Below are 18,327 nucleotides of genomic sequence, written 5' to 3'. Positions count from 1 at the left end.
AAGTTTAGAGGAGACAAGCGGAATTCTATCGACGACGTATGACGGCTTCGTGACACTCTGAAACTGTTTCGCGCATTCCCGAATCGGCGGCAACCATAATGGGATAGTTGCTGCTGTCATCAACAAGTCACAAAGCCAGATTATCCTGTCTACTCTTTCGCGATACATGCAACCGATATGCATGATTGCAGGGTGTGCCGGACCAACCGTCCGGTGCACCATTTCCGCCTCCCTCCCCTACCTTTGCTTTCCCCAAGAGTACCTCTTACTGCTGCTACGCACTTCCCCGACTACTACTACTGCTGCTACGGCTACTTCCACTTCCCTGTTCGTTTGCATCGCAATACCGCTTACCAGGCGCCTGTCATCTGCAGACGGCTGAGTTTGATCTTTGTGCCTTCGCCTTCCGCACCTTGCATGACCAGATCGGTGCCGAGTTCTTTCGGCGGCTTCTGATACCACTCCATGCACACCTGCGACAGATTGCTCAGGGCAGGCTTGCTCATGAACTGCTGTAACAATTCCTTCGTCAGCGCCAGATTCGGTTCCAGATAAAAATCACCCGGTACGCTCAAGGCATTTGGCGACGCCGACATGCGCGCCAGATCCTTCTGAAACATTTGCCGCGGCACGGCCATCGGATGCCCGGCAGACTCCAGCAATTCCTGGAACACCGGCGCCATCAGATCCAGCGCATAGCCGTCGCACTGCACCCAGCAATGAAACGCGTCGCTGTTGCTCTCGACCTTGTCGCCATCCAGCGTGCCGAATGACAAGGCGCCGCTGCTGTCTTCGCTGATCAGGTAGAACGCCGCGCCGGCAACCGGAAAGGCATTTTTCTTGTAAAACTTTTTCAATATCTGCGCCGCGGTCACGCTGAAGAAAAAACTCGCGGCAGGAATATTGGCGTCGACACTCTCGAGTACCGAGTGAATGACACGGAAAATACGTTGATAATCCGCAAGCGGGATGAGGGGGCGAATGTTAGGTGATTTCATCCGCGTATTTTCTCATACCGTCCATCTGCTCACGCCACATCGATCTGCATTCATGCCGTTCAACTGCGATCAGGCGGCTTCCTTGCGATGACAATCCTGGTTCTTGCCATGCAGGAAGCAAGAGCAGTTCACGTCATGGTGCACCGAGCAGACGGTCAGTTCGCGCAGGCGTTCCATCTTGCCGTGGTCAGCCGAGAGCATGCGCAGGCGTTCGCGGGAAAGTTTGACTTCGCGCTTGTTCCATTGGCAATCGGCGCGGATGAAGAGGTACATCAGCACCAGGCAAAAACCCAGATAGGTAAGAAACATCAGGGCGATATCGTTTGGCACAGTCTCGGTGATGAAATGCATGATGACCTCCGTTAGTTCAGTTTGCGATCAGATTTGCTGCCGGCTGTTGCCTGCTGCCGGCTTTGCAAAGCGTCGTTCCATGGAGATCATCTTAGTCACGCAAGCGTGCGTAATCTATCGGGGAATTCCCTATGTCTGTGCGGCACTTCTTCTCTATGGAAAATGCGTTTGAGATGATGAGGAGAGAGGGGATGCTTCCGGAGGCCTGCGCGCCGGTATCGCGGAACATCGGCGTGGCGATTGTGCCGCGCGTGAGGACTGCTACGGAGTCACAGCCGAGTCACTGCAGAATCAATCAAAGACATGCGACACCGCGCATGCCTTTAACGGAACAAATTATGAAGAGAGTGAAGAAAATCAGTGCGACTGCGCGTCGATGTCCGCCAGCGATTCCCGGCCGCGCTGGGTGATTTCAAATTCCTTGCTGCCTTCTTTTTCGACGATGTGTCCTTTGCGCCCGAGGAAAATCGCGACATCGGCGTCGATATGCGCGTTCGGGTCAAGGCTGAGCCCGCGCAGCGCTTCGATGCAGCGGTAGATGAACAAGGTCTGCTTGCCCTTTTCCGTCAATGCCAGTTGGCCGTCGCGGCTGTATTCCAGGAATTTGAGGCCGGTCAGGCGTTTGGCGTTGCGGGCGACGCAAGCGCTCGGACGGCCGCGGTGTTCTTTTCGGCTGACTTGGCCGAGGGCGTCAAATTCATCTTTGGTCAGATCGTCGCTCATTGCATTCTCCGTGTTGATTCAGGCAGATAGACAGTTTGCCAGAATGTCCGGGCCGCTATGGTAAGCGCGCGCGCAGCCGCAGGCAACGAGAATCGGCCGAAATGCCCGGCGGCAATAAAACTTTTGTCTCTACTTACCCACAATGCCTGTGAATAGATCTGTGGACAAGCTGTGGGGGAACCCGTCAATGCCTTGCCGTAGCTGGTCCGGCAACAGATTGATTATTTAATAAGCGCCCGCAGGCCGAAAAGCGGTCAAAAAAAACCCGCCGAGCAGTCGCAGGGCGGGTTCAGTCTCAAAAACATCTTCCAGGAGGTTTATTGAGGAGACGTTTTCACTTTATCGCAGAAAATCCCGCAGGAAAACGATCAATACCTCATTCGCTTATGCCATTCCGGCATAAGCGAGAGCACGTCGGCGCACATCCCCTCCCTCGGCTCCAGCTACATCGGCGGCTTGACGCCGTCCTTTTCCACGACGACACGAGCCGCGCTCCAGTCGTCGCCGACATGTGTTGCCACGACAAACACTGCCAGACCCGGCTTGACGTCCTGCAAGGCGGCCGGAACGATGGTCACGACAGGCACGTCTTTAGGCACGGAAATCTTGATGGTCTTGCCTTGATAGACCATATCCAGATCGCGCCCGGCGCTGCCCGAAACAACGGCGGAAACCGTCGCATTGGTCATGCTGCTGCCCGGCAGCAGGTCCCAGTCGTAATGTCCTTCCCCGCTGCCGCGCGCTTCTTCAGGAAACACCACCACTTCCAGCGCCTGGATACTGCCATTGACGCCCGGCTTGCCGGCCGCGCCGATGAAACTGCCTTGCTTGATCGCCGACATGTCCAGCGGTTTGACAGAGGCGTAGCGCGTGGCGTCGCTCAGGTGCAGCTTGAGGTTTTTACCTTCCCGCGTCAGCACTTCGACGTCGGTGCCGCTGACGGCGGCCACCGTCCCGCGGATCCGGCTTGGCGCGGCGTTCTGCGCCTGCGACAGCAAGGGTAAGGCCAGCAACGCGAATGTGAACACGGACAACAACCTGGAGCGACTCGACATGACGATTCCTTCGGTGGACGAAGGAATCAGTCTAGCATCGGGCTGAAAATGCTGCTGACGGCGCCAGGGAAAGGAACGCACGCCGGCAACCGTGCCCGACAGTGCAAAAGCGGCGTTATCGCCATGATGGCGACGACTTGAGCAATTCTCTGCAGTCGCCGCAGATAGGTTCGTCTATCGGCAAAAATTGCTTAAAAGTATTTTAAGAAGAATATTTCAAATTATTTGCCAATCGAAAGTACGGATGCGAATTCCGTCAAACACAAATACCTGAAAAATCTCGAATTTTTTCGATGTTATTTACGCCGTCAATTTGCAAGAATGGGATCAAGTCACTCGCATCCTCATCGGTTATGCATCGGCTGATGCCTTTCCCTCTTCAGCCGCGCAACGTCCACGGCAGAGAACGCGACTCTGCCTTCCAGTTTTTCGGGGGAGTGACGAGCTTGTCCGGCACCGATTCCCCTGGTGCCGGACTTTTTTATTGTGCTTCGGAAAATGCATGGAGAAAACCGGTCCCAATAAAAAAGCAGCATCCGAATCAATCGAATGCTGCTTTTGATCTATTCAACAATCCCGCGCGATTTCTGACGAAATATCAGACCTGATGCGTCGTCAGCCCAGACGCCAATTGGATCGATGGCGATAGCGCGACTTGACGATGTGCATGTCGTCATTCGCCGCCTGCTCCTGCGCTGTACGGCGAAATACATTACGGCCGGCATTGGTCAGATTGAAAGCGCCTCCCAGATTGGGAACGCCCAAACCTTTGCTGATGACACTTTGCACCACGCGACGCGGGATGATGCGGAAATCTCCCTTGAAGACGCTATACATCCAGCGCAATTCTTCACCGGTTAATTCGGCATTTTTATCGATAGTTTTCATGATTTCCTCACGGCAAGTAAGTCCATAGTAGCACAAACCGGAGAAAAGTGTAGATGCCGCAAATCCTTTACCAGAAAGGAATGCAAGGCTTTCAACATGTTTTTTTCACATGTTTTGAAGGGTGTGGAATAGTTGAATTGATGTTGAAATCAGCCACCCGGAGATTTCAGGAAAAATACCGCCGGCAAACAATCAGGCCGGACGGCCCTTCACCGCGATGTTCACCGCATAGCCCGGCAGGGATATCTGCGCAGCTGCCCGCTCTTCCGCCGTCAGGTCCAGCATGTCGTGATAGACCAGTTGCAAGACTTGTGAAACGCCAAGATCGGGATGAGATTGAGCCTTCTCGTTGATCAGGCGGTCCGCCTGGCGCCGGTTGCCGTCGCATACGTCAACGATGAACTGGCGCTGACGCTGCTCAGGCGTCTGCCAGGCAGCACAGGAAGAAGCGAACTTATTGAGATTGAACAGATAAACGACACTGCAGAAAACGGCAAAAACCCAGAGAAAACTGCTCATGTTTGAACTCACGTATGGTTGAACGTCGAATGTTCAACATTGTGAATTCTTGCCTCCTGCCTTGATATAGGAAAACTCTCAAACGCAAGCGGCATGCGTCTTACCCGCATGCAACGCATGAGGCGACCGAACCAGGCATACAGAAAAGAAAGCAGGGATTGCGCGTGATGAGGCTATCCGAAAAATTCACGCAGCAGGAAAGCCTGCAAACCAGCAGTATCAGCCGGACGCGCTGAGAGAGAAACGACACGGCCGAGCTTGTAGGACTCCCAGTTGAAGTCGCCGGAATAGTATTTCCGGATCAGCGCGATCATGCTGTCGACGATGGCTTTTTCCACGTCGCCGTTGGGACCGGCGTCCACGGTGATGGTCTGGCGCTGGCTATTGCGTACATCGGTGGTCCACCCCCGGAATATATACTGCGCCACACGCGGACCTTTGCTGACGATCTCGAACACGCCGTTCGTGCCGCCGCTGGCCTTGCGCGCCTGGAAGGCAATGTTGGCGCGCGCAATCTCGTTGGCCGACGGCCCCTGCTCTGCCGCGCGCGCCTCGGCGTTCTCGCGGGCGGCGGAATCCTCGGCTGCCCGGCGGCGCTCGCGCGCAGCATTGAGCATCGTGGACATGTCCATTTCAGGAGGAGCCTGGGTGATGGCGGTCGGTGAAGGCGGCGGCGCTTCACGGGCCGGCGCCGTACTTGGTCTGGGGTTGGCGCGCGCGACCTGTTTCGGTTGCGGGGAAGTTTTCTTGACCGGTTTCGTTTTTTCCGGCGGCGCCGGCTGCTTGACGGCTGACGGCGGCGGCGTACTCCGGACGAACGTCACCTCAAGCGGCTCGTGCGAGGAATTCGCCTGTACATTGATTTTTTGCAGGCTGGGCCGCAAAACAAAGAACAGCAACACGTGAACAAGTATCGACAGGCTGACGCCGACGATGGTCCTGTTGCGGGTGCGCGTTCTGGAGGTTGAGTGAGATCGTTTCGTAAAAATCGTCATACCATGCAACAACAACGGATAGCATCCAATTTTTAGCGCCCCTCATACCCGATGCAAGGCGCATCGGGCATCGGTTCTGGATCGATGATCCGCAATGCTACTGGCTTGGGCTGAAGAATGCAAACCTGCAGCCCTATACGGACTAACAGCATTGCACCCAGGAATGCCCCGTCCCTTGCCCCGGCGCCTGATTATTCTTAATGCCGCCAGCGACCGCCGCCTCGCCAACCGCCCCAATAGCCGCCGCCGTAACCGTAATACACGCTGGCCGACGGCACCACATAGACGGGGCCCGGCGACGCGTAATAAGGATCGTAAGGTACGGCAACGCAGCCGCCCAGCATCAATACCGGAATGATCCACAATAAACGTTTCATCATGCCCTCGCTGCCGGAATTATTCTTTTTACATGATGGGAGTCCGCCGGCATCTTTTCCAGCGCAATTACCTTTTGTTACCTTGCGCGTGATACCGATACATTGATAGCGCCCATTCGCTGCGGCTATCGTGCCGCGCCATGGATGCTTATATAATCAGCGCTCCATAAAAACATTCCATCATCCGGAGACACCCGATCCGCGCCAGGGCAACGCCTGACGCCCGAGCTTGGATCGCTGCCCGCCTCACCCACCGACAAGTACCCATGACTACTGCTTCCGCCCCCGTTGTCGTCATCGCCCCCGATTCATTCAAAGGCTCCCTGAGCGCCGAGCAAGTCGCCCAGGCGATCGGCGCCGGCGTGCTGGCAGCGGCGCCGCACGCCGAAATCCGCCTGTGCCCGATCGCCGACGGCGGTGAAGGCACCTTGGACGCCCTGCTCCATGCAGGTGGCGAAGTCCGCCGCCTGCAGGTGCGCGGCGCGGCCGGCGCCATGCGCGAAGCGGCCGGCGGCATCCTGAGCGATGGCAGCGCCGTGATCGAATCAGCTGAAATCGTCGGTCTGACCGATACCACCGGCACCGCCGTAGCCGTCGAAGACCGCTCCACGCTCGGAATCGGCGACGCCTTGCTGGCGCTGCTGGACAGCGGCGCCCGGCGCTTCCTGATCGCCTTAGGCGGCAGCAGCACCAATGACGGCGGCATCGGCATGCTGGTCGCACTGGGCCTGAAACTGCTGGATGCGGACGGCAAGCCTCTCGATTCGGTGCCGTCGCAGTTGGACAAACTGGCGCGCGTCGACGTCAGCGGCCTTGATCCGCGTCTGAAAGATATCCACATCGTCGCCATGTCGGACGTCGACAATCCGCTCTGCGGCGAGCACGGCGCGACTGCCGTCTTCGGCCCGCAAAAAGGCGTCAAGCCCGACCAAGTCAAGCCGCTGGACGCCCTGCTGGGCCGTTTCGCTGCGTTGTTCGAACAAGCCAGCGGTCGCAGCGAGGCCAACTCGCCCGGCGCAGGCGCAGCAGGCGGATTGGGCTATGCACTGCTGATGCTGGGCGCGGAGTTTCAGTCCGGCGCCCAGACCGTGGCCGACTATATCGGCCTGGACGCCGCCCTGAAAAACGCCGACTGGCTGATCACCGGCGAAGGCCGCAGCGACGTCCAGACCCTGCATGGCAAAGCGCCCTTCATCGCGGCGCAACGCGCACGCCTGGCCGGCGTTCAGACCTCGCTGTTGTCGGGCGGCATCGACCGCAGCGCGTTGCCGCAATTGCAAACCAGTTTCTCGGGATGTTTTTCCATCGTCTTCGGCCCGGCGACGCTGAGCGACGCCATCGGCAACGCTGCGGCGCTGCTCAAAGACAGCGCAGAGCAAATGACCCGGCTGTGGCTGTCGGGTCGCGACAAGGGTTGAAGAGCGACAGGACAGACACTTACCCGAGAGCACTTATCCGCAGGCAAAAGTTACCCACAAAAACCGGGGATAACTTTGTGGATAAAGTTGAGGAGTTCTCACTATCCTTTTGATTTAAAAGGAATTTACTCGTCTGATAAAAGTGGATGCATTTGCGTGCCCCACTTCGCAGGATCGAAATCCGGGGTCAAATCCGCTCAGGAAAGCCCGAATTCCTGCGCGACCAGTTCATACGAGCGTTTGCGCGCCGCATGCTCATGGATGATGGTCACGATCATGACCTCGTCCGCGCCGTAAGCGGCGGCCAGGGTTTCAATCTGCTCTCTTACCCTGACTGGAGAACCCACCACGGCGCGTCGGCCGGACGGCAGGGTCGACGGCGGCAAATTGTATTCTTCAAAAAACTTCAGTGCGGTGTCTATCGACGGGATCTTGTCCAGACGCCGTCCGCTGTGCATGTGGATCAGGCGCATGCCGTAGCTGGTTGCCAGCAGGCGGGCCTCTTCATCGGTGTCGGCGCAGATGACTTGCAAGGCCACGCCCTGCCGCGGCGACGGACAGCGCGGCGATGGCGTGAAGTCGCGCCGGTAACGTTCCGCCACCGGTTCGCCGGCCGCATGGATGAAGTCCGCAAACATATAAGGCAAACCCATTTGCGCCGCCCAGATCCCGCTTTGTGCGGAAGAACCCAGCATCCACGGCTGGATCAGCTCCGGACTGCCGGGCAAGGCCGACAGACGCGCAAACGGATGGTCGTCGGGCAACTCGTCCCAGAGATAACCCAGCAACTCGTTGAGCTGCTCAGGGAAATCGTCTTGCGGGTGCTGGCGCCGGTCGCGCTGCAGCGCCGACGCCGTCAGCGAATCGCTGCCCGGCGCCCGTCCCAGCCCCAGATCGATGCGCCCCGGATACAGCCCGCTGAGCATGCTGAACGACTCCGCCACCTTCAATGGACTGTAATGCGGCAGCATCACGCCGCCGCTACCGAGCCGCAAGCGCGAGGTCGCTGCCGCGATCGGGCCGATCAGCACTTCGGGACTGGCGCAGGCCAATGACGTAGTGCCGTGATGTTCCGCCACCCAATAACGGTAATACCCGAGACGATCGGCCAGCATTGCCAGGTCGACGGCGTTTTTCAGCGCCTGCGCGCTCGACATCCCCTCCGATACCGGCGCCTGGTCCAGAACGCTGATCTGCAGCGAGGAGGAGGAAGAATTGACTGAATTGTTGGGAGAAACGGACATGACGATAAAGAGCAGCGATTAATCCGGCAAGGATAGACGAATTCGTTCAAACCGTTTTTTTGCGGCCGGTTTTGCGCCTGTGCCGCCACCGCAGGCCGACTCGCTCTGCAGGCAGCGTAATCTTCGTGCAACATTGAATTGATATCGTGCAATTTATATGATTAACTGGCTGCATCGCCGATGCTTAAGCGTTTCCCCCAGCGCAGTTCGGCGAACTAACATGCATAGCTGGGATCCATCGGCAGATAAATAAAAACAGGTAAATTTCCCAAGTGGAAACATTTGCAGATAGGATGACTCAAACTGTAAAGATTTGTAGTGTCATTAGAATTACTTCAAAACGTGCGCATTTTCGATTAAGATGCACGATTTAAGTTGTCATATTTACAAAACTTTGCCTCACTGATTCACGTTTGTTGCTCCGCCAACATCCCGCACAACGCAAATCGCAAAACGTTTTGTAATCAGTCCTGGGAGTCAAGTTTGCGCCGAATAGTCCTTTCTCTTTTTGCTGTTGCCACTCTTCTGCTGGGCATCTCCGCATCGGCGCAGGTGCCGACGGACCCGACCAAAACCGGCGAGGTGATGTCCGCTCCGCCCGGCACGCTGTCCACACTGGCGCTCCCCTCTTCCGCAGTCACCAATACCCGCGTCGGTTCCGGCGATGTGTTGCGCGTGACCGTGTTCGGCCAGCCCGACCTGTCGGCAGAAGTCGGCGTCAACGACAAAGGCGTATTGACCCTGCCGCTGATCGGCGGCGTTGAGGTGACCGGCCTGACGACCAGCGAAATTTCGGCGCGCGTCGCCGATGCGCTGCGCAAGGGCCAATACCTGCGCAATCCGGAAGTGTCGGTCGAGGTAGTCCAGCTGCGCAGCCAGATGGTGTCCGTGCTGGGTGAAGTCAGCCGTCCCGGCCGCTATCCGATTCCCGGCCACCTGAGCGTGCTGGAGCTGCTGGCGACTGCCGGCGGCCTCACTACCCAGGCCGACCAGACCGTCACCCTGCTGCGCCGCAAGACCGACAACAGCGGTACAAACAGTACGGAGAGCGACGTCCGCATCCCCATCCTGCTGGGTGAAACCAAAGCCACCGAGCGCAGCCCGCTCGACGTTGAGCTCAACAGCGGCGACGTCGTCTACGTCAACAAGAAGAAACTCTTCTATATCCATGGCGAAGTCAATCGCCCCGGCTCCTACCCGATGGAACAGGACATGAACGTGATGCGCGCCATCTCCCTCGGCGGCGGCATGACCCAGCGTGCTTCGCAGCGCCGCATTTATATCAATAGGGAAATGCCTGACAAGGGCGTGGAAGAAATCAAGGCAAAATTGACGGACCCTGTCATGCCCGGCGACGTCGTGTACGTCAATGAAAGTCTATTCTGAACAAACATCAAGGTTATAACGTGAATCTGCAGGCTCCGGAAACCGGTTTATCGTCCAAGCAGCTGGCGTCGATGATTTCGGCGCGGCGCAGCACGATATTCAAAACCCTGTTGGCGACAATGGCGGTCACGATCGTCGTGACCCTGCTGCTGCCAAAGACCTACACCGCCTCGTCCGACGTCTTCCTCGACTACAAGGGCAACGATCCGATCAACGGACGCCTGTTCTCGCCGATGATGGACGAGAGCTACATGCAGACCCAGCTCGACATGATCAAGAGTCAGGCGGTCGCGGAAAAAGTCATCGACGCGCTCGACCTGGAACGTACCGCTGCCTATCACGAAGCCGTTGAACGCAGCGGCGAAGCGCGCGCGCATTCGCAACTGGTCAAGCGCATCAACGACAGCACGATGGTGGTGACGCGCCGCTCCAGCCGCGTGATCGAAGTCGAATATGCCGCCGGCACCGCCGAGCAGTCGCGCGATCTGGCCAATGCCGTGGTGCGCGCCTATATCGAACTGAACCAGCAGATTTCCTCCGCCTCGGCGCGCGCGCGCCGCGAACAGTACAACGCGCAGCTCGAACACCTGCGCAAGGAAGCCGATTCCATTCAGCAGAAACTGACCCAGTATCAGCAGGAAGTCGGCATCCTCGATCCGAACGAACGCAACGACCTGCAATCGCGCCAGCTGGGCGACCTGATGACCTCGCTGATCGCGGTGCAGAACCAGCAGCAGGAAGCCCAGGCCCGCAAGAGCGCCACCGACAGTCTGGTGCGCGGCGGCATGCGCATCGACGAATTGCCGGAAGTCGCGCAACGCCCCAACATCAACGATCTGAAATCCAAGCTCAGCGACGTCAACAAACGTCTGGCGGATGTACAGGATGTGTTGGGCCCGCGTCATCCGAAAACGCTGGCGCTGCTCAGCGAGCGTGACGATATCTCGGCACGCATCACCCGCGAAGCGCGCAGCTCGCTGGATGCACAGCAAATCGATTCGCGCCGTCTGGCCATGCAGGAGCAGGCGCTGCAAAAGGAAGTCGATACCCAGCGCGCCAAACTGCTTGAACAGAAACAGCACCGCGACATCATCACGTCCTACCAGCGCCAGCTCGACAGCGTCGAACGCGTCTACAACACCGCGCTGGCGAAATACGATGAGATCCTCATGGCCAGCAACATCAACACTTTCGACCTGACGGTCCTGCGCGTGGCGGAAGCGCCGAGTTCGCATTCCAAGCCCTTGCTGATGCAAAACATCGCCGCCAGCATCCTGGTCGGCCTGGCGCTCGGCTTCTGCCTGGCCCTGCTGTACGAACTCGGCCAACGCCGCGTGCGCTGCGAAGACGATCTGGTGCGCGGCATCCATCTCCCGTTAATCGGCCATATCGGCATCCGCTAAGACTGTAATGACCATGGCAACAGAAACTACATCCACCAGCGCCGCAACTGCCGACAAGATGGGTTCCCGCTTCGTGGAAGCGGGCCTGCTGACCGAGGCGCAGGTCGCCCGCGTCGTCGAATTGCAAAACTCGGCCAACATCCGCTTCGGCGAAGCCGCCGTGCGTCTCGGCCTGCTGACCGAACAAAATGTGCAGGCCGTACTGTCCGATCAGTTCAACTATGCGACTGCGCTGGTATCGACCGAAGGCCTGGACAAGTCGCTGGACATCGCGCTGGCACCGTTCGGCATGGAAGCCGAAGCGATCCGCCAGATCCGCGCCGAGCTGTCGATTCGCCTGAGCGATCAGGAAAAAATCTCGCTGGCCATCGTCAGCACCGCCGAAGGCGAAGGCAAGTCCTATCTTGCCGCCAGCCTGGCGCTGGCCTTCTCGCAAATGGGCAAACGGACGCTGCTGATCGACGCCGACATGCGCTCGCCGAAACAGCATCTGTTGTTCGGCGTGGAAAACAAGACCGGCCTGTCGACCATGCTGGCCGGCCGTACCGAGATTTCCGCCGGCGGCCTGGCCGAAGGTTTTCCGCATCTGCATATTCTCAACGCCGGGCCGCAGCCGCCGAATCCGCTGGAAATCCTGCTGCAACCGGCCCTAAGCAATCTGATGCTGCAACTGTCCAACGACTTCGATGTCTTCATCGTCGACACGCCGGCAGCGCAAACCTCTTCCGACGCGCAGACCATTTCGCAACAGGTCGGCATGTGCCTGCTGGTGGCGCGACAGCATTATTCCCGCCTGGACGACCTGCGTCAGACACAAGCGCAAATGAAGACCGCAGGGGCGCAAATCATCGGCACGGTCTACAACCAGTTCGCCGAAGAAGACACGTTCGACCAGCTCGAAGGCAAGGGCAAGAAACTATGGCATCGTCTGCGCAAATGGCTGAGCAGCCCACTCAACAGGTAGGCGGCGTCAGCAGCCGCAAGCTCCTCACGCACTCTCTGGCCTCGCTGCTCGACCAGGCCCTGCTGAGCGGCCTGAACTTTGCGCTGGGGCTGGTGCTGATCCGTCTGGCCACCAAGGAATCTTATGGCGTCTATTCGCAGATGTATGTCGCCGGCATCTTTGCCTCCACCGTCATCGAAGCGCTGATCACCGGGCCGCTGACCACCATCGCGCCCGGCAAGACGGTCGCCGAACGTGCGCGGCTGACGACGCTGCTGCTGCGTTTCCAGTGGCAGCTCAGCATCGGTCTGGCGGTATTGTTCGGCGTCGGCAGCGCCGTGATCGCCGCGGTCACCAAAATCGACGCGCATCCGGTCTGGCTGGGCGTCGCCTTCGCCATCTACATCCTGGCCAACGCCCAGCGTGAATACCATCGCAGCATCAGCTTCATCGAAGCCCGCCCCCGCCGCGTGCTGCATACCGACGTTTCGTATGCCCTCGGCGTGCTGGTCGGCGTCGGCATATTGCTGCTGGTCGGCTATCTGACAGTACCCGCCATCCTGCTGGTGCTCGGGCTGGCGAACATCGCCGGCATGTGGCGCAGCACCGATCACGGGCCTGCCTCAGCTGCCTCCGCGCACACGGACGACAACACCGAATACCGTGCCGCCGTCGGCGAAGTCATGCAGCGCGGACGCTGGGCCTTGCCCGGCGCGCTGGTGGCATGGGCCACCAACTACAGCTACTTGTATCTGGCAGCGGCGGTGCTCGGCGTCGCCGCATCGGCAGACCTGAACGCCTCGCGCCTGCTGCTGATGCCGATCTCGCTGTCGGTGCTGGCCTGGTCGCGTGTGGCGCGACCGATGGTCAGCCGCCTGTTTGCGGCGCGCGACTGGAAGCATCTCGACCGCCTGGCCTGGGCCTCGGTCGCCGGCATCGAAATCGTCACCATCGTCTACGTCATCGCGCTGTGGCTGGCCTTGCCCTGGCTGCAAGCGCATGTGCTGGGCGCCAAATATCATGGACTGGAACCGATGGTGCTGGCCTGGGGCGGCTACTTCGCCATCAATGCGGCGCGCTGGATCGGCTCGTCCTGGCTGACCAGCAATGACCAGTACAAGCTGCTGCTGTTGAGCGGCATCGCCTGCCTGGTCATCATGCTGATTTCCGCGGCGGTATTCATTCCGCTGTACGGCACCTGGGGCGCGATCCTGTCGCTGATCATCGTGGAAGTGTTCGACCTGCTGCTGATCTGGGCCGTCTTCCTGCCCATGCTGAGGCGCAAACAGACATGACCGCACCCATCGATATCAGTATCTGCATCTGCACCTTCCGCCGTCCCGAGCTGCTGGACCAGTTGCTGGCCGCGCTGACCGAACAGTCCTGCGACGCCTTGCGCATCGAAGTGGTCGTGGTGGACAACGACCCGGCCGCTTCGGCTGCGCCGGTCTTGCGCGACTGGCAAGCGCACTTCCCCATGCCGCTGCACGCCCGACATGAAAGCACGCCCAACATCGCCAAGGCGCGCAACGCCGCCGTACATACCGCGCAAGGCGAATGGGTACTGTTCATCGACGACGACGAAGCGCCCGACGCCGACTGGATCCGCCACATGGTCGCCGCGCAGCGCCATTACGACGCGGACGCGGTATTTGCCCCCGTGCTGCCGCGCTACCGCGACGATACGCCGACCTGGATACGCAACGGCGACTTCTTCAATCGCCGCCGCTTCGCCACCGGCACCGTCATCACGACCAAAGACGCCCGCACCGGCAACGTGCTGATCCGGCGCAGCAAACTGATGGCTGTTCCAGGTCCCTTTGACGCCGCCTTCGGCCGCACCGGCGCGGAAGACACCATGCTGTTTCGCGACATGCTGGCGCACGGCGCCAAATTCGTCTGGTGCGACGAAGCCACCGTCAGCGAAGAAGTCCCGGCCCAGCGCGCCAACCTGAACTGGCTGCTGCGCCGCTCATACCGGCTCGGGCAAACTTACGTCTTGTCGGAAATCGCTCGCCTGCGCGGCGTACAGCGCTTGCTGCGCGCAACCCAGTTGGGAATACGCGCGCTGCTGCAGTTGCTGGTTGCCGCCGGCGTGACGCTGGCGACGTTTCCGTTTTCCCGCATCATGTCGATTCGCTGGCTGCGCACCACGCTGGCGCAATGCGGCAAATTAAGCGCCCTCGCGGGCCATCGTTATCATGAATACGGCAACTGAGCAATTGGACGCGGCGCGTCCGGTACAAGGATCACAGGGACCATCGTCGGTCATCAGCAAGCTCGACCCGTTTCTGGTGCGCCTGCTGATCGTCATGAGCATGACGTTCTCGCTGCTGCCGCCCGGCTTCAACTGGGGCAATACCGATCCGCAAGGCAGCTATGCGGAAGGTTCGCTGATCTTCCAGATGGAGTTCGGCTCGGTGTTCCTGATCGGCGCCTGGCTGGCCTGGCGCAATCGCGGCTGGAGCCTGCGCCACGTGGTGCATCTGAATCCGCTGCTGATCGCCATCATCCTGTATTGCCTGATCACCATCCTGTGGTCGCCCTACCCGGTTGTCACGCTCAAGCGCAGCATCCAGCTGATCGGCCTGACCCTGGTCGGCATCGCGATCTCGCCGCCGATCGGCGGCAAGCAGCAACTGATCCGCACCATGCTCGGCACGCTGATGACGCTGATGGCGTTTTCGTTCGTGGTATCGCTGGTGATCCCGCGCGTCGGTGTCGACTACGAACTGGGCGGCGCCTGGCGCGGCATCCTGACGCAAAAAAATACGCTGGGCGCAATCTCCGGCCTGTGCGTAGTGCTGTGGATCAAGGAAATCCTGGGCACGACCTTCCCGCGCTCGATCTGTTATTTCGGCATCCTGTTCAGCCTGTTCATGCTGGTGATGGCCAAGAGCAGCACGGCGATCCTGGTGGCGACGCTGGGAACCGGCATTTATCTACTGATCCGCCGCCGCTATCTGACCGGCGAATTCGACGGCCGCCGGCTGACGATCAGCCTGGCGGTCATCATCCTGCTGGGCTTCCACATCTTCTACGTCATCAACGGCCGCCTGCCTGAATGGAACGAATTGTTCGCGCCCTTCGGCGCGCTGTTCAACAAGAGCACCGACCTCACCGGCCGTACCGACATCTGGCGTCTGGTGCTGCTGGAAGTGGATCGCCATCCGGTGTTCGGCATCGGTTACGGCGCCTTCTGGCTGGGCGAAGGCAGCCCGTCGCAGATGATCATCAACGCGTTGCACTGGATTCCGCTGCAGGCGCACAACGGCTATCTCGACATTCTCAACGAGCTCGGCATCGTCGGGTTGACGATCATGGCCGGCGTGTTCGTCTTCCACATCCGCAACCTGATCAAGCTCACCCGCATCGACCGCGAAGAGGCCGCCATCCACTGGGCCATGCTGATCCTGATCCTGATCAGCAATCTGTCGGAGAGCGAAGTGTTCCGCGGCGTGCTGTTCCAGAACATTTTCTTCATCTATTCCTCGACCGCGATTTCTGCGCGCATCACCTTGCATCGCATGGAACAGGCGGAACTGGCAAAGCAGGCCGTACAGGAGCTGCCGTCCGACGGCGCCCTGCGAGGAGCCACGCCATGAGCAAGACCATGCGCCTGCACACGCTGATACTGGCCGCCGGAAGCCTGCTGTCGTCAGCGCTTCCGCTGCCCGCAGCCGCGCAGGCGGCGCCTGCTGCACCAGCCGCCTTCACCATCGGCGACAACGGCATCGCCTATTTCAATTTCGCCATCGACGAAGACAAGCTGGCCGGCGCACCCGATCGTTCCGCCATGAACCAGCCGCTCGACGCCGGCTCGCGCATCTTCGTGCGCAACGGCCACTTTTACCGCATCGGGCCCGACAACCGCCCGAACACGGCCGACGACACGCGCGTGCGCCTGTATGGCATCAACCTCAGCTTTGCCACCAACTTCCCGTCCGACGCCGATGCGGTGCGGCTGGCGCAACGCCTGCGCAAGCTCGGCATCAACGCCGTGCGTCTGCATCACATGGACAGCAGTCCCGGCACCCAGGACAACCCGCCGCGCAGCCTGCTCACGCCCGGTCCTTACCCGACCTTCAATCCGGTGGCGCTCAGCCGCCTGCGCAACTTCATCAATGCCTTGAAGCAGCAAGGCATTTATGTCGACCTGAATTTACATGTCGGCTATCGCTTCCGCCCCACCATCGATCAATTGCCGCCGCTGGACGGCAAAAACGAAGCCACGCCGCTGGGTGCACCGATCCACGTTTATTACCCGCGCATGATCGCGCTGCAGGAAGACTACGCACGGCAACTGATCCGCGCACTCGGCTTGCGCAACAATCCGGCGCTGGCGATGGTGGAAATCAACAACGAATCGTCACTGCTGGCTGCCTGGCAACGCCGCGAGTGGAGCGACGCCGTCCCCAAAGCCTACGAGGCCGAACTGCACAAGCAATGGCAGCAATGGCTGGTCAGGCGCTACGGCTCTACCGCCAAAGCTTGCGCGACCTGGAATACCTGCGTGTCGTCCGGTTCGCCGGTGCCCTTGCTGACGCCGACCGATGCGTCGCAAGTCGGCCAATGGCGCGACCGCCTCGACGGCAAGTTCAAATCGCTGACCGAAAAGGTGCTGGGCCCGGCCGATCCCGGCACGCCCAACACTTCCGGCGAAGCACTGCGCATACGCGACTTCCTGCTGTTCCTGGCCGATACCGACCGCGCTTACTTCAATCGCCTGCGCCAGGTCGTGCAGAGCGAAACCGATGCGCTGGTGCCGGTGACCGGCACCCAGATGGGCTATGGCGGCGTGCTCAATTTCGATTCGCAGGCGCAGATGGATTACATCGACGAGCACTTTTACATCGATCATCCCGACTTTCCGGGCCCGGCCTGGGATCGCAACGACTGGCGCATCCGCAACAGCGCGGCCAGCGACGGCGAATTGAATCGCCTGCTGGCGCTGTCCCTCCGCCGCGATATCCGAAAGCCCTTTGTCGTCAGCGAATACAACCAGCCCTTCCCCAACAAGCAAGGCAGCGAAATCCAGCCGCTGATGGCCGCCATCGGCGCGGCGCAGGATTGGGACGGACTGTTCTTCTTTGACTATATCGACGGCGACAACTGGGCCGCCACGCCGTCCGCCTTCACGCTCAGCGGCGACTGGGGCAAATATGCCGCCACCGGACAAAGCGCTATGCTGTTCCGCAACGGGCTGGTCGGCACGCTGCCGAAGCAGACGGCGATTCCTTTCGGCGCCGAGGCGCGTGCGGCAGTGGCTGCCGTGCGCGAGCAAAACGCCTTCGAAACGCATCTGTCCGTGCGCTACGGCGTCACGCCGGAACTGGCGACGCAGGCGCGGCTGGGTATGGATCTGAGCGGCGCCGGCAAGCTCGACAGGCAAACGCCGCCGACAACTGCACCGCTGCGCGCCGCCAACAACGAATTCGAATTTGAAGCGCAACAGCGCACCATCCAGTTGCGCACGCCGCAGGCGCGCGGCTTCTTCGGCTTCCTGATGAAGCGCCGCGTCGGCGACGACAACGCCGCCATCGAACTGCTCGGCAAGAGCCGCGGCTTTACCGGCGTGCTGCTGACGGCGCTGGACAACCGTCCGCTTGCCGCCTCGCGGCGAATCCTGATCTCGGCATCGAGCGCCGTCACCGGCAACCAGCCCGGCTCCATGCCGCCGCGTCCGAAAGAACTGATCCGCTACAAGAGCGACGCCAAGTGGTGGACGCTGGAGCAGGACGCCGGCATGAACAACAAACCGTCCGGCCCGCGCGACGTCGAAGGACCGGTCTGGATGGAACGCAACGAGGCGCGCATCAGCCTGCGCACGCAGGCCAAACGCATCAGCGTCTATCCTCTGGACGGCAACGGCAAGCGACTGGCCGCGCTCGACGGCAGCCGCGCCGGCCTGAACAACGGCATCGCCACCATCCATATCCAGGCCGATATCGCCCAGGCCAGCCCCTGGTACGAGGTAGTCGCCGATGAATAAGACCATGCGTGCACTGCGTACAAGGCTGCGGCGAT

At 60.0% G+C, this 18,327-nt stretch carries 17 protein-coding genes; 8 read left to right on the top strand and 9 right to left on the bottom strand.

The window, feature by feature from the left end; translation table 11 throughout:
* Positions 1 to 350: 350 nt before the first annotated feature.
* The 8 genes from AKL25_RS06210 to AKL25_RS06175 form a co-directional block, all read right to left on the bottom strand.
* Positions 351 to 998, bottom strand: a complete 648-nt coding sequence (locus tag AKL25_RS06210; protein ID WP_050476774.1) for a DUF2026 family protein — start codon at positions 996 to 998, stop codon at positions 351 to 353.
* 69 nt (positions 999 to 1,067) lie between these two features.
* Positions 1,068 to 1,349, bottom strand: coding sequence for a hypothetical protein (locus AKL25_RS06205; RefSeq protein ID WP_050476773.1), 282 nt, complete (start codon positions 1,347 to 1,349; stop codon positions 1,068 to 1,070).
* Between the two features lie 357 nt (positions 1,350 to 1,706).
* Positions 1,707 to 2,072 carry a hypothetical protein gene (locus AKL25_RS06200; protein WP_050476772.1) on the bottom strand — a complete coding sequence of 122 codons (366 nt, stop codon included), beginning with the start codon at positions 2,070 to 2,072 and terminating at the stop codon, positions 1,707 to 1,709.
* A 443-nt stretch (positions 2,073 to 2,515) separates the two neighbouring features.
* Complete coding sequence (locus AKL25_RS06195; protein WP_050476771.1) at positions 2,516 to 3,127, bottom strand: hypothetical protein; 612 nt, start codon at positions 3,125 to 3,127, stop codon at positions 2,516 to 2,518.
* A 615-nt stretch (positions 3,128 to 3,742) separates the two neighbouring features.
* The gene (locus tag AKL25_RS06190; RefSeq protein ID WP_050476770.1) at positions 3,743 to 4,015 is read right to left on the bottom strand and encodes a hypothetical protein; all 273 of its coding nucleotides are present in this window, start codon (positions 4,013 to 4,015) and stop codon (positions 3,743 to 3,745) included.
* A 192-nt stretch (positions 4,016 to 4,207) separates the two neighbouring features.
* Positions 4,208 to 4,534, bottom strand: a complete 327-nt coding sequence (locus tag AKL25_RS06185) for a hypothetical protein (protein WP_050476769.1) — start codon at positions 4,532 to 4,534, stop codon at positions 4,208 to 4,210.
* Positions 4,535 to 4,707: 173 nt separating this feature from the next.
* Complete coding sequence (locus tag AKL25_RS06180; protein ID WP_240475662.1) at positions 4,708 to 5,358, bottom strand: hypothetical protein; 651 nt, start codon at positions 5,356 to 5,358, stop codon at positions 4,708 to 4,710.
* A 368-nt stretch (positions 5,359 to 5,726) separates the two neighbouring features.
* The gene (locus AKL25_RS06175; RefSeq protein ID WP_240475661.1) at positions 5,727 to 5,909 is read right to left on the bottom strand and encodes a hypothetical protein; all 183 of its coding nucleotides are present in this window, start codon (positions 5,907 to 5,909) and stop codon (positions 5,727 to 5,729) included.
* A 263-nt stretch (positions 5,910 to 6,172) separates the two neighbouring features.
* On the opposite strand from AKL25_RS06175, the gene AKL25_RS06170 reads away from it, so the two are divergent.
* Positions 6,173 to 7,324, top strand: a complete 1,152-nt coding sequence (locus AKL25_RS06170) for a glycerate kinase (RefSeq protein ID WP_050476768.1) — start codon at positions 6,173 to 6,175, stop codon at positions 7,322 to 7,324.
* A 197-nt stretch (positions 7,325 to 7,521) separates the two neighbouring features.
* On the opposite strand, the gene AKL25_RS06165 is transcribed toward AKL25_RS06170, so the two are convergent.
* Complete coding sequence (locus AKL25_RS06165; protein WP_050476767.1) at positions 7,522 to 8,568, bottom strand: LLM class flavin-dependent oxidoreductase; 1,047 nt, start codon at positions 8,566 to 8,568, stop codon at positions 7,522 to 7,524.
* Positions 8,569 to 9,153: 585 nt separating this feature from the next.
* Between AKL25_RS06165 and AKL25_RS06160 the strand changes: the two genes are divergently transcribed.
* The 7 genes from AKL25_RS06160 to AKL25_RS06130 are packed head-to-tail and all read left to right on the top strand — an operon-like array spanning position 9,154 to position 18,292.
* Complete coding sequence (locus tag AKL25_RS06160) at positions 9,154 to 9,954, top strand: SLBB domain-containing protein (protein WP_240475660.1); 801 nt, start codon at positions 9,154 to 9,156, stop codon at positions 9,952 to 9,954.
* 20 nt (positions 9,955 to 9,974) lie between these two features.
* A complete protein-coding gene (locus AKL25_RS06155) occupies positions 9,975 to 11,357 on the top strand; it encodes a Wzz/FepE/Etk N-terminal domain-containing protein (protein WP_050476765.1) in 1,383 nt (460 codons plus the stop codon).
* A gap of 13 nt (positions 11,358 to 11,370) precedes the next feature.
* Complete coding sequence (locus AKL25_RS06150; protein ID WP_240475659.1) at positions 11,371 to 12,321, top strand: polysaccharide biosynthesis tyrosine autokinase; 951 nt, start codon at positions 11,371 to 11,373, stop codon at positions 12,319 to 12,321.
* Positions 12,294 to 13,595 carry a lipopolysaccharide biosynthesis protein gene (locus tag AKL25_RS06145; protein WP_240475658.1) on the top strand — a complete coding sequence of 434 codons (1,302 nt, stop codon included), beginning with the start codon at positions 12,294 to 12,296 and terminating at the stop codon, positions 13,593 to 13,595. The genes AKL25_RS06150 and AKL25_RS06145 overlap by 28 nt, the downstream gene beginning before the upstream one ends.
* Complete coding sequence (locus tag AKL25_RS06140; protein WP_050476762.1) at positions 13,592 to 14,518, top strand: glycosyltransferase family 2 protein; 927 nt, start codon at positions 13,592 to 13,594, stop codon at positions 14,516 to 14,518. Before AKL25_RS06145 ends, AKL25_RS06140 begins: the two co-directional genes overlap by 4 nt.
* The gene (locus AKL25_RS06135; protein WP_050476761.1) at positions 14,502 to 15,905 is read left to right on the top strand and encodes an O-antigen ligase family protein; all 1,404 of its coding nucleotides are present in this window, start codon (positions 14,502 to 14,504) and stop codon (positions 15,903 to 15,905) included. Before AKL25_RS06140 ends, AKL25_RS06135 begins: the two co-directional genes overlap by 17 nt.
* Entirely contained in the window at positions 15,902 to 18,292 is a 2,391-nt protein-coding gene (locus AKL25_RS06130; RefSeq protein WP_050476760.1) for an alpha-amylase family protein, read from the top strand. The genes AKL25_RS06135 and AKL25_RS06130 overlap by 4 nt, the downstream gene beginning before the upstream one ends.
* The last annotated feature ends 35 nt before the right edge of the window (positions 18,293 to 18,327 follow it).

The sequence above is a fragment of the Herbaspirillum rhizosphaerae genome (assembly GCF_001189965.1).
Taxonomy (GTDB): domain Bacteria; phylum Pseudomonadota; class Gammaproteobacteria; order Burkholderiales; family Burkholderiaceae_D; genus Herbaspirillum; species Herbaspirillum rhizosphaerae.
Note: the sequence above shows the minus strand (reverse complement) of the source record. Positions and strands in the feature narration are given on the sequence as shown.

Excerpts from the sequence above, each read along its gene's own strand:
- AKL25_RS06210 (WP_050476774.1), bottom strand. The coding sequence starts at position 998 with ATGAAATCACCTAACATTCGCCCCCTCATCCCGCTTGCGGATTATCAA.
- AKL25_RS06205 (WP_050476773.1), bottom strand. The coding sequence starts at position 1,349 with ATGCATTTCATCACCGAGACTGTGCCAAACGATATCGCCCTGATGTTT.
- AKL25_RS06200 (WP_050476772.1), bottom strand. The coding sequence starts at position 2,072 with ATGAGCGACGATCTGACCAAAGATGAATTTGACGCCCTCGGCCAAGTC.
- AKL25_RS06195 (WP_050476771.1), bottom strand. The coding sequence starts at position 3,127 with ATGTCGAGTCGCTCCAGGTTGTTGTCCGTGTTCACATTCGCGTTGCTG.
- AKL25_RS06190 (WP_050476770.1), bottom strand. The coding sequence starts at position 4,015 with ATGAAAACTATCGATAAAAATGCCGAATTAACCGGTGAAGAATTGCGC.
- AKL25_RS06185 (WP_050476769.1), bottom strand. The coding sequence starts at position 4,534 with ATGAGCAGTTTTCTCTGGGTTTTTGCCGTTTTCTGCAGTGTCGTTTAT.
- AKL25_RS06175 (WP_240475661.1), bottom strand. The coding sequence starts at position 5,909 with ATGATGAAACGTTTATTGTGGATCATTCCGGTATTGATGCTGGGCGGC.
- AKL25_RS06170 (WP_050476768.1), top strand. The coding sequence starts at position 6,173 with ATGACTACTGCTTCCGCCCCCGTTGTCGTCATCGCCCCCGATTCATTC.
- AKL25_RS06165 (WP_050476767.1), bottom strand. The coding sequence starts at position 8,568 with ATGTCCGTTTCTCCCAACAATTCAGTCAATTCTTCCTCCTCCTCGCTG.
- AKL25_RS06160 (WP_240475660.1), top strand. The coding sequence starts at position 9,154 with ATGTCCGCTCCGCCCGGCACGCTGTCCACACTGGCGCTCCCCTCTTCC.
- AKL25_RS06150 (WP_240475659.1), top strand. The coding sequence starts at position 11,371 with ATGGCAACAGAAACTACATCCACCAGCGCCGCAACTGCCGACAAGATG.
- AKL25_RS06145 (WP_240475658.1), top strand. The coding sequence starts at position 12,294 with ATGGCTGAGCAGCCCACTCAACAGGTAGGCGGCGTCAGCAGCCGCAAG.
- AKL25_RS06140 (WP_050476762.1), top strand. The coding sequence starts at position 13,592 with ATGACCGCACCCATCGATATCAGTATCTGCATCTGCACCTTCCGCCGT.
- AKL25_RS06135 (WP_050476761.1), top strand. The coding sequence starts at position 14,502 with ATGAATACGGCAACTGAGCAATTGGACGCGGCGCGTCCGGTACAAGGA.
- AKL25_RS06130 (WP_050476760.1), top strand. The coding sequence starts at position 15,902 with ATGAGCAAGACCATGCGCCTGCACACGCTGATACTGGCCGCCGGAAGC.